The 12252-nt window shown below is 41.9% G+C and carries 13 protein-coding genes; 10 read left to right on the forward strand and 3 right to left on the reverse strand.

The window, feature by feature from the left end; genetic code table 11:
- Positions 1–68: 68 nt before the first annotated feature.
- Positions 69–1361 (forward strand): hydroxylamine reductase, encoded by a 1293-nt coding sequence (gene hcp, locus HPL003_RS13255; RefSeq protein ID WP_014280175.1) that lies wholly within the window; start codon positions 69–71, stop codon positions 1359–1361.
- Positions 1362–1402: 41 nt separating this feature from the next.
- Here the strand turns inward: hcp and HPL003_RS13260 are convergent, their stop codons facing one another.
- Both HPL003_RS13260 and HPL003_RS30205 read right to left on the reverse strand, forming a co-directional pair.
- Positions 1403–1750: a helix-turn-helix domain-containing protein gene (locus HPL003_RS13260; protein ID WP_014280176.1), complete on the reverse strand. Its 348-nt coding sequence runs from the start codon at positions 1748–1750 to the stop codon at positions 1403–1405.
- 249 nt (positions 1751–1999) lie between these two features.
- Positions 2000–2122: a hypothetical protein gene (locus tag HPL003_RS30205; RefSeq protein WP_014280177.1), complete on the reverse strand. Its 123-nt coding sequence runs from the start codon at positions 2120–2122 to the stop codon at positions 2000–2002.
- Between the two features lie 36 nt (positions 2123–2158).
- Between HPL003_RS30205 and HPL003_RS29745 the strand changes: the two genes are divergently transcribed.
- The 9 genes from HPL003_RS29745 to mmsB all read left to right on the forward strand — a co-directional run bounded on the left by HPL003_RS29745 (position 2159) and on the right by mmsB (position 11221).
- Positions 2159–2467 carry a hypothetical protein gene (locus HPL003_RS29745; RefSeq protein ID WP_014280178.1) on the forward strand — a complete coding sequence of 103 codons (309 nt, stop codon included), beginning with the start codon at positions 2159–2161 and terminating at the stop codon, positions 2465–2467.
- A gap of 111 nt (positions 2468–2578) precedes the next feature.
- On the forward strand, positions 2579–2905 hold the full coding sequence (locus HPL003_RS13270) for a nucleoside triphosphate pyrophosphohydrolase (protein WP_014280179.1): 327 nt from the start codon (positions 2579–2581) through the stop codon (positions 2903–2905).
- A 118-nt stretch (positions 2906–3023) separates the two neighbouring features.
- Positions 3024–3818: a hypothetical protein gene (locus HPL003_RS13275; RefSeq protein WP_014280180.1), complete on the forward strand. Its 795-nt coding sequence runs from the start codon at positions 3024–3026 to the stop codon at positions 3816–3818.
- A 379-nt stretch (positions 3819–4197) separates the two neighbouring features.
- A complete protein-coding gene (locus HPL003_RS13280; RefSeq protein ID WP_014280181.1) occupies positions 4198–5052 on the forward strand; it encodes a sce7726 family protein in 855 nt (284 codons plus the stop codon).
- Positions 5053–5054: 2 nt separating this feature from the next.
- Positions 5055–5990 carry a sce7725 family protein gene (locus tag HPL003_RS13285; protein WP_014280182.1) on the forward strand — a complete coding sequence of 312 codons (936 nt, stop codon included), beginning with the start codon at positions 5055–5057 and terminating at the stop codon, positions 5988–5990.
- Positions 5991–5992: 2 nt separating this feature from the next.
- The gene (locus HPL003_RS13290) at positions 5993–7078 is read left to right on the forward strand and encodes an RES family NAD+ phosphorylase (protein WP_014280183.1); all 1086 of its coding nucleotides are present in this window, start codon (positions 5993–5995) and stop codon (positions 7076–7078) included.
- Between the two features lie 326 nt (positions 7079–7404).
- A complete protein-coding gene (gene chvE, locus HPL003_RS13295) occupies positions 7405–8490 on the forward strand; it encodes a multiple monosaccharide ABC transporter substrate-binding protein (RefSeq protein WP_014280184.1) in 1086 nt (361 codons plus the stop codon).
- 33 nt (positions 8491–8523) lie between these two features.
- Positions 8524–10074 carry a multiple monosaccharide ABC transporter ATP-binding protein gene (gene mmsA, locus HPL003_RS13300; protein ID WP_014280185.1) on the forward strand — a complete coding sequence of 517 codons (1551 nt, stop codon included), beginning with the start codon at positions 8524–8526 and terminating at the stop codon, positions 10072–10074.
- Complete coding sequence (gene mmsB, locus HPL003_RS13305; RefSeq protein WP_014280186.1) at positions 10058–11221, forward strand: multiple monosaccharide ABC transporter permease; 1164 nt, start codon at positions 10058–10060, stop codon at positions 11219–11221. Before mmsA ends, mmsB begins: the two co-directional genes overlap by 17 nt.
- A 93-nt stretch (positions 11222–11314) precedes the next feature.
- Here the strand turns inward: mmsB and HPL003_RS13310 are convergent, their stop codons facing one another.
- Positions 11315–12214, reverse strand: coding sequence for a glucose 1-dehydrogenase (locus HPL003_RS13310; RefSeq protein ID WP_014280187.1), 900 nt, complete (start codon positions 12212–12214; stop codon positions 11315–11317).
- Between the last annotated feature and the right edge of the window lie 38 nt (positions 12215–12252).

Below are 12252 nucleotides of genomic sequence, written 5' to 3' on the forward strand. Positions count from 1 at the left end.
GCGCGTTTGGAGGTCTGTTACGCTGTGGATAACGAACAAATATCTATCAATATTTGGAGGAAAACGATATGTTTTGTTATCAGTGTGAACAGACGCCGAGTGGCGGGTGTAAAGTAGTTGGGGTGTGCGGCAAGGATGAAACGATAGCGAGCTTGCAGGATACGATGATTTTTGCCTTAAAAGGGATTGCCGCTTATGCGACCCATGCCAGACAGCTGGGCTATACCGATCCCGAAGTGGATCGTATCACGCACGAAGCGTTATATATGACCTTAACCAATTCCAACTTTAATGTACAAGAGCATTTGGACATGGCGATGAAGGTCGGAAATGCGGCTGTACGGATCATGGATGTGCTGGATCGTGCGCATACGGATCGTTTTGGCATTCCGCAGCCGATTACCGTCAGCCAAAATAAAATCGAAGGTCAATGCATCGTCGTGACCGGACATAATTTATATGCGCTGGAGGAATTGCTGCGGCAGACGGAGGGTAAAGGCATTAATATCTATACCCACTCAGAAATGCTGCCTGCCCACGGTTATCCGGCATTGAAGAAATATGCACATCTCAAAGGGAATATAGGTAAAGCCTGGTACGATCAACGCAGACTGTTTGAAGAATTTCCAGGTGCGATTCTCGCCACGACGAACTGCGTCATGCCGATTAAAGGCACGTATGCAGACCGCTTCTTCTCTTATGAAGTAGCCGGGCTGGAGGGAGTAGCCAAGATCATGGGCGACGACTTTTCACCATTGATCGAGCGTGCGTTAGCCCTGCCAGCCGCAGATGTAGATTCGGAGCAGGTGCTTACGACGGGATATCATCACGAGACGGTCATCGGGCTGGCACCTGAGATTATTCAGGCAGTTAAAGACGGACATATCCGCCGTTTCTTCGTCATTGCAGGCTGTGACGCACCAGGTAAAGGCGGCAACTATTACCGCGAGCTAGCTACATCCTTGCCGAACGATACGGTCATTCTGACCACGTCCTGTGGTAAATTCCGCTTTAATGACGTGGACTATGGCACCGTGGGGGACACGGGGATTCCGCGTTATATTGATCTGGGGCAATGCAACAATTCCGGTTCTACGGCGAAAATAGCTCTGGCGTTAGCGGATGCTTTTGATTGTACGGTAAATGAGCTGCCTGTCAGCATTGTATTATCCTGGTTTGAGCAAAAAGCAGTTGCCATCCTGCTAGGCTTGTTCAGCCTCGGCATTCAGGATATTCGCATCGGGCCAAAACCACCCGAGTTTATCTCGTCAGGGGTGCTGGATGTGCTCGTGGACATGTTTGGCTTGAAGCTGATTACGACAGCAGAGGAAGATATGAAAGCGATGCTGGCGATGTCGTAAGGGGTTGGTGGGGAACTGCAAAGCGCAGTTCCTTTTTTGTTTCATCGTTCATCAATTCTTATAAAAATGTCCATAAGAATCTTCAATGCCAGCTCAGTATCTTTGGATTCACGCGTTCTTAGCAGAGTCAAAATGTTTTTTATACTCGAATCTTCTTCGGTAAGCTCATCATCTTCCTTAACATATGTAAGCAACTGATAAACGCCCACGTTCAATGCCTTAGCTATTTTCTCCAGATTTTTCAAAGATATATTTCTCTCTGCGCGCTCAATAAAACCGATATAACTCGAATTGAATCCTGCTTTTTCGGCTAAAGCTTCTTGGGAAAGCCCTTTAGACTTTCGAAGATCTCGAATACGTGTACCAACTAATTCTAAAAGTTCAGACATGAATACACCTCTCTATAGTTAGAAGTGTAGAGAAAGAGTTACTTCTAATTAATAACTGTTAATAAGTAAATTGAATTAAAAACTACTATATAGTAATATTTATTATAAAGCTTGTCCGGTAGCTAGAAATTTGTACATTATGATGGCTCCATATTGGTTCTACGATGCCCTCACTGTTCATTAAATTAAAATTCAGGAGTTGACTTCCCATTGAAAAATTACTCCTTGAGCAACCACCTACATAGAGATTCAGATTCCATATCGCCCAATCATAGCGACTCCAACATATTGAACTGCATGATGGATTTTCAAAAGCTTGCCCAATATCAAATACAGCTTGGACAGATGATGCGCAATCATAATCAGTTTCATAACTGCCTCGTTCTTTGTGACCGGGCGATGTTTTCGATGGCTAAGGCTGTTTATGTTCACCGAAATCAAATCATTTCATCATCTATTAACCTATCTATGACTAATTTGCTAGCATTAATCCACACGGATGCTGAGCCGAATTTGGATATGGTACTGTTTATCGGTACGGTACATTATCTTATTTCCGCAGAGGATAATGCACATAACAAGCCGATGAAGCTGGAGGAGGTAGATAGGCTACTTTCTAGAACGGACCATATTTTAATACGTTTATCTCAGCGAATTGTAGCTGATCCTGCTGAGCGGTATCAATCTATTTTTATAAAGAAGCGGTCCATTAAGTAGTTAAATCATATGTTAATAACACCCAGCCTTTTCTCACGAATGATATAATGGCAAAAAGGGAGATGTTGGCTGCGGCCTAAAGGCTCCAAAACAGAAAGGGTGTTATTTCAGATGCCTACATACAACAAGCTGGTGCGGGATCGGATTCCGCACATCATTACGTCTCAGGGTAAGGAATGCCGAACGCGTATTTTGGACCCGGAGGAATATAAGCAGGAGCTGAGAACAAAGCTTCGTGAAGAGGCAACGGAATATTTTGAAGCGGCAAAAGATAAGGACGCGCTGGAAGAGCTTGCGGATATGCTGGAAGTCATCCGGGCGCTGGCAGAAGTACATGGGGCGGATGCAGCAGAACTGGACAAGCTGCGGGCAGACAAAGCCGAGGCACGGGGTGGATTCCAGGAGCGGGTGTTCTTAATCGATGTCGACGAAGCTTAATGTCAAGCTTATCACGGATAATTTGGTGGATGGGCTGATTGGCTTGATACAACTCCTCTTTTTCGGTATTACTTAAAATACATATGCCACATCTTATTAATTAGTGGAAGGTGAATTAATGCAAAAAGAAGATATATATAGACACATTAAAGTTCTTGAACTGGAATTATTTAAGTTTTCTCCATATAGGTATATTAGAGATCTTATTAAAGATCCAAATGATATTCTACTGTATAAAAACTTGCTTAGAAACACCTCCCTTGATAATCAATCAATTGAATATTTAGTACAAATTATTGTTAGTTACATGAAAGATAACCAAAGATTTAGACGGGTTGAGTGTATGAAAATTTTAAAGCGAATTATTAAAAATCGGAGTTCTAATGAGTTCTTCGAGTCATCTTTAATAAATGGATTGTTCTACTTATATAAGTGTTATATTTTTACTGGTAGTGATGAAATACAATGGGCAGTTAGTGTATTTATCAAAGATCAATTACTAAGTGATGATGATATCAAGTGGTTGATAGATAATTGTGACGATTCTGAACATCTTACAAATCGTTTGCTTCGATATCCACGGGAAAATCCATTAATTACTGAATGGGCTGAGCAAACTTATAAAAGTGGGGACTTGTCGGAGCGACTTTCAGAAGTTGTTTCACTCTTGATTATTGACGATGTACCCAGCTATGTTTCAGTGGATTCAGTTACCCTAATGTGGTCAATATACTATTCAAAGATCGAAGAAGGAAAGAAAGAGAACCTGATTTTGAAATATCTTGACTTTAATGACTATAGTTCAGCCTTGGAAATTGCAGAGAGGTTAAATATACCGAGTGTAGTAAATAAGTTGTTAATTTATTATAAAGATCGTGCACTAAAGTACGAAAAGGTTGCCAACAATAAGTAACTAAACAGAGATATAATTTTTCTGATTCGTTGCTAAATACAATTATGCAGGAAATGGTAAGCTTTTTAACTTACGGGATATGTTTTCATAACCGATTAACTTTGTGAGCGTTTTTCTCTTTAAGATTTAGGATGGATTTAAAGAGAGGTATTATCATAATAGAATTTTCATGAGATCGTTCTTTATTCTCGAAGCAGTGGACTTTTTTAATAAAGTTTAATTATTTAGAGGATTTTTAGTGTATTATAATATATTTTTAAGAATAAAAAGGGGTACTATTGTAATAAATACAAGGTGGAAGTAGGTATGTTCATGTTGTATGCTTAGGATATTGAAAAAAACTTAGTCAAATAAGTTTTTTAAAGGTTAGGTGGAAAAAATGAGCGAGAATCATACAGTATTAAGTAAAGTATTCACTCAGAGTACTTTTAAGGATTTAATAAATGGAAAGCCAAATGAAGTGTATGGAAGTTGTGTGAAACGTTATTTAAATGACGCGTACAACGAACTTGAGAATAAAACGGTTATTGATCGAATTTATAAAATTCTAATGACTGATTACCGCAATGAATATTTTTATAAAAATACACTTTTAAATAAGTTATTGCTTGGTAGACATAGTATTAATACTACAGTGGCATTAACAGAAGTTCCGATTCGTAAATCAAAAGCCGATTTTGTCCTGATTAATGGAAAAGCTGTTGTTTATGAAATCAAAACTGAGTTAGATTCTTTTGATAGGTTGGGTAGTCAGTTAAATGATTATTACGCAGCGTTTAACAATGTTTGTGTTGTTACTTGTGAATCTCATTATAAAAAACTCAATCGTTTGCTGAATAACACCAGCGTTGGAATAAGTGTTATAACTGACAGAAATACGATAAGCATAAGAAAAGAACCAGTTGAGGATAACTCCAGACTTAATCATAAAGCAATGTTTGGGATTCTAAGAAAACAAGAATTTGAACGTATAATTTCAAATTTTTATGGAGAATTGCCTAGTACAAGTCAATTTAATTATTATAAAGAGTGTTTCCATTTATTTGAGAAAATAGATATACTAGAAGCATATAGACTTACACTTACTGAGTTAAAAACTCGTAATATCAAAGCAATAGATGAATACAAGAAGGTTCCGACTCAATTAAAGTTCTTGGTATACTTTTCAAATTTCAAAGAGGATGACTATTTTAAAATGGATGTTTTTTTAAAAGAAAAATTTAAGGGGGAATAAATATGTACTTTCCATATTTAAGAGGAAAACAGTTTGAATTGATCGCAATTAGAGAATTGGTCGAGTATAAATTGATTGGTAAAAATATACTTCCTATTATTGAGCCTGTAAAGCTTTCTTCAACGTTGACTAAAACATTAGAACTATTTTCTCAAGAAGCAAGATTTATTGCTCCTATACTAAATCCACAAGTAGGAAATTTTTTGAATGAGATTAAAAATAGTGATAGCGATAAAAATGCAGAAAAGTTTGTTGATTTGTTAGAAAACCAATATGTCTTAGGTACACATATTACAAATGAAAATACAGTACATGAATTAAAAAGTCTGTTTGAACAAGGAATAGAAAAGGATAATATTATCTTAATTCATAAAAATAGAGATTATTTAGCCCAATACTCAGAGACATTCGCTGACAAAGAAACAAGGTATAACTTAATTCCTGATGAGAGTGTTTTTAGAAGAACTATTAGGCATAACAGGGTCCTTTTCAATGATAAGTTTGCAAAAAAAACGCGTAATTCTGACTATATTAATGCTATAGACGAATTTTTCTCAGATGATCATTTATATTTCGCTGACGATGGCTATAAAGGATTTTCTGATTATTCCGTAATCGGTTCTGATTATATTGAGTCTGGTTTTGCCCCATATGCTGTTGCGATGCACATTGTATATTTTGATGAAAAAAACAATTTAAGAATTAGACATTTCGTATCTGATTCTAATGATGATATTAAAGATCCGGCAGGTAAATTTGGTGAGGCTCTAACAAAGTTAGTGAAGTGGAACAAAGAGAAAAACTTAGATACATACGGAATCAGGAAACTTATGGAGCACTATGAAAATGGTACTTATCCGGGTCTTGGAACGGTCAAAAAACTTTCAGTTATGCACCACATTGAACTCATGAGCGATTTTTTAAATGAGGTGTATTAAGTATGATATGTTGTTTGAATTGTTTTAAAGATATTCATATTAAGGATATCATAGAAACGCTTGATAAAAAGGGGAATTGCGACGTCTGTGGTAAAATGGAAACATATATATATGACACTGATGAGCCCAGTGTTGATTTAATTCAATTGTTTGATGGGTTACTTGATACGTATAAACCATTAAGTAATTTGCCTAGTAATTTTCCAAAAGAAAAATTGGATATCTTGCGAAATGAACTCTTCGAAAACTGGAATATATTCAACTTAGAAAAAGAAAAAATAATATTCTTACTTAAGAATATATGTAAACAAAAATATGATGAGAGCCCCAACATATTTGACGAGCTTGTTGGTATTGATGAGTTTCAAGATGAGAACTATGTTTTGGAAAACTCTCTTCTAAAAAGTTATACATGGGAAGATTTCGTCAAAGGAATTAGAAATGAAAACAGATTTCATACTAACTATTTTAATTTAGATATCTTTAATTCATTTCTCAAATATGCTCAAAAGTCCTATGAAAAAGGCACTACTTTTTATAGGGCAAGAATTTCTGATGCAGGAGGGTTGGAAAAAAATAAAATGGGAGCTCCTCCTTTAGATATTGCTTCAGATGGACGAGTAAATGCCTCAGGAATTAGTTGTCTTTATCTGTCGAAACTTAGTGAGACAACCATACATGAAATTAGGGCAGGGGCCCATGATTTTGTGACAATTGGAAGTTTCAGATTAAAAGAAGATATTTCTATAGTAAACTTAATGAATTTACATCAAATAAGCCCTTTTAGCACTATAGATGACATTGACTTTCTCCAACATGCAATAAACAGAAGACACTTAGAGAAAATAGGTAATGAAATTGCTAAGCCCTTAAGAAGACAGGATAGTCCACTGGACTACCTCCCTACACAATATATAAGTGACTTTATAAAAAGTAAAGGTTACCAAGGGATCGAGTACAAAAGTACTATGCATGTAGGTGGAAAAAACCTTGCGATTTTTAATGAGGATTTATTAGAGTGTATTGATGTTTATGTGGAAAAGATTAATGGAGTAAATTACAGCCACTTACCAGAACCCTTCGAATAAAGAAATGACAAGTTAGATTCACTATATTAAGGCCTAAGGCCCTGCTCAAGATAACTCCAATAATCAGGAGTTATCTTTTTTTTCATGTGTGATTTCCCTCCCCCCACACAAAGGTTAAAATTTTATAAAAAAAGTTCAAAACCAGCAAAGACCTTTCCCGGCCTGGAATGATACCATGTGGTTGCACATAAGAAAAGGAGAGGCGTTCATCGCCACTCTATTGTAAGCGCTATCTAACATCTACTCTAATCAGCACTTACCTGAGGATTTTGCAAAATCCTTACCTTCAAAATGACCCGCATCACATGAGGAAAGGGGAGCTTTATATGAAAAAAGGAGCTGTTGTCGTCTGGCTTCTGGTTTTAGCCCTGATGCTTTCGGCCTGTAATTTGGCGGAGAGTGGCACAGGCAGCAAGGAAAAAGGCTATGTGGGCATTTCCATGCCGACCAAATCGTCCGAGCGTTGGGTAGGAGACGGGGAGAATATGGTCCGGCTGTTTCAGGAGCAAGGCTATAAAACGGATTTGCAGTACGCCGAGGACGTAGTAGAAAATCAAATTTCCCAAATCGAAAATATGATTACCAAGGGTGTGAATGTCATGGTGGTTGCATCAGTGGATGGTAACACGCTGACGGATGTAATCCAGAAGGCACATGACCGGGGGATTCAGGTCATTTCCTATGACCGACTGATTCGGAACACGCCTTATCTGACGTATTATGCGACCTTCGACAACTTTAAGGTGGGCGTGCTACAGGCGTCGTATATTGAGAAAAAGCTGGGGCTGAAGGAAGGCAAAGGTCCTTTCAATGTGGAGCTGTTCGGCGGTTCGCCGGATGACAATAACGCGTATTTCTTCTTTAACGGCGCGATGTCTGTCCTCAAGCCGTATATTGATTCTGGCAAACTCGTCGTACGCAGCAAGCAAATGACGATGGCGCAAATTGCTACGCTGCGGTGGGACGGAGCCTTGGCCCAGTCGCGGATGGACAATCTGCTGAGTGCCTACTATTCGGGAGCGAATCTGGATGCGGTGTTATCCCCGTATGACGGGATTAGCATCGGTATTATTTCATCCCTCAAAGGGGTTGGCTACGGATCAGCGAACAAGCCGCTGCCGATCATTACGGGGCAGGATGCAGAGCTGGCTTCCATCAAGTCAATTGTGGCCGGGGAGCAGACGCAAACCATATTTAAGGATACTCGCAAGCTGGCTGAGCAAACGGTCGTGATGGCCAACAGCATTTTACAGGGCAAGCAAGCGAAAGTGAATGATGCCAAATCGTATAACAACGGAATAAAAGTAGTCCCTGCTTATTTGCTTGACCCGATCTCGGTGGATCGGACGAATGTCGAGAAGGATATTGTCGGCAGCCATTATTACACCAAGGAGCAAATCGGGCTGAAATAGGAGCAGGTTATTCAACCGAAAGGAGCGTATCCCATGACTGGAATCATTTTGGAAATGAAGGGAATTACCAAGACCTTTCCCGGTGTGAAGGCGTTGGAAAACGTAAATCTCAAGATCAAGGAAGGCGAAATCCATTCCCTGTGCGGTGAGAACGGTGCGGGCAAATCAACGCTAATGAAGGTACTGAGCGGTGTATATCCGCATGGGACCTATGAAGGGGATATTATTTTCCAGGGCAAAACGTGTGAGTTCAAGGATATCAAGCAGAGCGAGGAATTGGGCATCGTCATTATCCATCAGGAGCTGGCACTGATTCCGTATCTGTCGATTGCCGAAAATATTTATCTGGGCAACGAACGCGCTAGTGGCGGTGTGATTGATTGGAAAGAGACCTTTGTGGGTACACGTGAGCTGCTGTCCAAGGTCGGCTTGAGCGAAAATCCCAATACACTCGTTACGAATATCGGGGTCGGGAAGCAGCAACTGGTCGAAATTGCGAAAGCGCTTTCTAAAAAGGTAAAGCTGCTCATTCTCGATGAACCGACAGCGGCGTTGAATGAGGACGACAGCGAAAATCTGCTTAATCTGATGCTGGAATTTAAAAAGCAGGGCATTTCCTGCATTCTCATTTCCCACAAGCTGAATGAGGTCGCAAAGGTATCCGATTCCATCACGATTTTACGGGACGGGAAGACAATTGAGACGCTGGATATGAAAAAGGATGAGGTCACGGAGGACCGGATTATTAGCGGGATGGTTGGACGTGATCTGACCAGCCGTTACCCGGAGCGCCATGCGGAAATTGGCAAAGTCATTTTGGAAGTGAAGGATTGGACGGTGTATCACGAGCATCATGCGGAGCGCAAGGTGCTGGATCAGGTGAATTTGAACATCCGGCGAGGTGAAATTGTCGGTATTGCCGGATTGATGGGAGCGGGACGGACGGAGCTGGCGATGAGCATTTTCGGCAAAGCGTATGGACGCAATATTTCCGGTCAACTGATCAAGGACGGCAAGCCGATCCAGAACAACACGGTAACAGACGCGATTAACAACGGTTTTGCTTATGTGACCGAGGATCGCAAGGAGTTTGGCCTGATTCTGATGGACGATATCAAGCGCAATATTTCGCTGACTGGCCTGAACAAGCTGACGAAAGGCGTTGTCGTCAATGAGCAGGAGGAAGTGATCGTTGCTGAGGATATGAAAAAGAGCATGAACATCAAAGCGCCGAGCATTTTACAGAAAACAGGCAATCTGAGCGGCGGCAATCAGCAGAAGGTGGTATTGAGCAAATGGATTTTTGCCGGGCCGGATATTCTGATTCTGGATGAGCCGACACGCGGCATTGATGTGGGCGCCAAATATGAAATTTACACGATTATTCATCGACTTGCCGCTGAAGGCAAGGGAGTGCTGGTTATTTCGTCCGAGCTACCAGAGGTACTGGGCTTGTGTGATCGGATTTACGTCATGAACGCCGGGCGGATTACCGGAGAGGTTAGCCGTGAGGACGCGTCGCAGGAAACATTGATGAGATATATGACCAAGTCGGGAGGCGTGAAGCATGGAAACCATAACTAAATTATTTAAAAATAACATCCGCCAATATGGCATGATGATTGCGCTGGTCGTCATTATGATCCTGTTCGAGGTGCTAACGGGCGGCCTGCTGTTGAAGCCGATTAATATTACAAATCTGATTCTGCAAAACAGCTACATTCTCGTGCTTGCCATCGGGATGGTGCTGGTCATCATCACTGGACATATTGATTTGTCTGTCGGCTCGATAGCCGCTTTTGTCGGTGCGGTTGCCGCCATTATGATGGTGGATTGGCAACTTCCGGCGTGGATCGCCGTCATTGCATCTTTGGTAGTCGGAGCGCTGATCGGCGCATGGCAAGGGTTCTGGGTCGCCTATGTGCGGATTCCGGCGTTTATCGTTACGTTGGCGGGAATGCTGCTCTTTCGCGGATTGACGATGATTGTGCTGGAAGGCCAATCCATCTCCCCTTTTCCGGGTGGCTTTCAGAAAATCAGTTCGGGCTTTCTGCCGGACTTTGCATCCTCCGGTTATAACCTGGTATCTATCATTGTCGGCATTGCACTTACGGTTTGGTTTATCGTCAATGAGCTTCGCGAGCGCCGTTCCCAGCTTAAATACGGCTTTGAGGTTCCGTCACAGACTTTATTTTTACTCAAGTTGATTGTGGTAGCTGCTGTCATTAATCTGTTCACCTTTATGCTCGCAAGCTATGCGGGAATCCCGAATATTCTCGTATTGCTGTTCATACTGATCGTTGTGTACTCCTTCGTCATGAACCGCACGGTTATGGGCCGTCATGTGTATGCGTTGGGTGGAAATGAAAAGGCAGCGGGTCTGTCCGGTGTCAAAACGAAAAAAGTAACGTTCTGGGTATTCGTGAACATGGGCGTGCTGGCCGCCATTTCCGGTCTGATCTTCGCTGCACGTCTGAACGCGGCTACACCGAGAGCAGGTACGAACTTTGAGCTGGATGCCATCGCGGCTTGCTTTATCGGCGGGGCTTCGGCATCCGGTGGGATCGGGACGGTTTTTGGAGCGATTATCGGTGGCTTGGTCATGGGCGTACTGAATAACGGCATGTCCCTGATCGGTCTGGGCATTGACTGGCAGCAAGGCATCAAGGGTTTGGTGCTGCTGCTGGCGGTAGCCTTCGATATTTACAACAAAAACAAAAGATCGGCTTAGCGTTCCACGTCCGGCTATCTCTAAAGTTAATATGTAAACAGATAAAAGGAACCTCCAGTCCCACTCGAAATGTGGATGCTGGAGGTTTCTTGTTTAGGTCGTTACCATTTGTCCGCCATTGACATGCAGCGTTTGGCCTGTAATAAAGGAGCCGTCATCCGAAGCCAGCAGCACATAAGCGGGGGCCAACTCATAAGGCTGCCCGGCACGCTTCATCGGTGTATTGGTGCCGAAGGTGCGGATCGCTTCCGGTGATTGTGTGGCGGCATTCAGCGGAGTCCAGATCGGACCGGGAGCAATGGCGTTCACGCGAATGCACTGATCGACCAGATTATTAGCCAGAGCGCGAGTAAAGCTAACAATGGCTCCTTTGGTAGCTGAATAGTCAATTAGATTCTTTTGCCCGACATATGCTGTAACCGAAGCTGTATTGACAATACTGGCTCCAGCCCGCATATATGGCAGTACTTCTGTGGTCATATGAAAGAAGGAAATTATATTCGTGTCAAACGTGTCACGAAGCTGTTGTTCACTGATATCCAGATACGATTCGCGCACAAACTGAACACCCATGTTATTAATGAGGATATCAATACGGCCGAAGGTTTCCATCGTTTTTTGGACAACCAGACAGCAGTTGCTTTTTTGCCTCAGATCGCCCGGAATTAACAAACAACGTCTGCCTAGTTTGTGAATCACATCGCGGGTTTCCATCGCATCCCGATGTTCATCGAGGTAGGCAATGACCACATCGGCCCCTTCCTTGGCAAAGGCCACTGCAACCGCACGACCAATACCACTGTCACCGCCGCTAATAATAGCTACCCGATCCTGAAGCTTTCCCGTGCCGATATATTTAGGATTATCAAAAATAGGGCGTGGAACCATCAGATACTCCAACCCCGGCTGTCTGTATTGATGCTGGGGAGGGAAAGCAATCGGAACTTCTTTACATTGGGTTTCTGTACCGTAATTAGGATACTGCAAATTCATTGTTGATCCCTTCTTTAGGCGTTTTGAAATCCAATATA

Origin of the sequence: Paenibacillus terrae HPL-003 (assembly GCF_000235585.1) — a bacterium.
GTDB classification, from domain to species: Bacteria; Bacillota; Bacilli; order Paenibacillales; family Paenibacillaceae; genus Paenibacillus; species Paenibacillus terrae_B.

Coding starts and splice junctions, on each gene's coding strand:
- hcp (WP_014280175.1), top strand. CDS start 69: ATGTTTTGTTATCAGTGTGAACAGACGCCGAGTGGCGGGTGTAAAGTA.
- HPL003_RS13260 (WP_014280176.1), bottom strand. CDS start 1,750: ATGTCTGAACTTTTAGAATTAGTTGGTACACGTATTCGAGATCTTCGA.
- HPL003_RS30205 (WP_014280177.1), bottom strand. CDS start 2,122: ATGAAACTGATTATGATTGCGCATCATCTGTCCAAGCTGTATTTGATA.
- HPL003_RS29745 (WP_014280178.1), top strand. CDS start 2,159: ATGGCTAAGGCTGTTTATGTTCACCGAAATCAAATCATTTCATCATCT.
- HPL003_RS13270 (WP_014280179.1), top strand. CDS start 2,579: ATGCCTACATACAACAAGCTGGTGCGGGATCGGATTCCGCACATCATT.
- HPL003_RS13275 (WP_014280180.1), top strand. CDS start 3,024: ATGCAAAAAGAAGATATATATAGACACATTAAAGTTCTTGAACTGGAA.
- HPL003_RS13280 (WP_014280181.1), top strand. CDS start 4,198: ATGAGCGAGAATCATACAGTATTAAGTAAAGTATTCACTCAGAGTACT.
- HPL003_RS13285 (WP_014280182.1), top strand. CDS start 5,055: ATGTACTTTCCATATTTAAGAGGAAAACAGTTTGAATTGATCGCAATT.
- HPL003_RS13290 (WP_014280183.1), top strand. CDS start 5,993: ATGATATGTTGTTTGAATTGTTTTAAAGATATTCATATTAAGGATATC.
- chvE (WP_014280184.1), top strand. CDS start 7,405: ATGAAAAAAGGAGCTGTTGTCGTCTGGCTTCTGGTTTTAGCCCTGATG.
- mmsA (WP_014280185.1), top strand. CDS start 8,524: ATGACTGGAATCATTTTGGAAATGAAGGGAATTACCAAGACCTTTCCC.
- mmsB (WP_014280186.1), top strand. CDS start 10,058: ATGGAAACCATAACTAAATTATTTAAAAATAACATCCGCCAATATGGC.
- HPL003_RS13310 (WP_014280187.1), bottom strand. CDS start 12,214: ATGAATTTGCAGTATCCTAATTACGGTACAGAAACCCAATGTAAAGAA.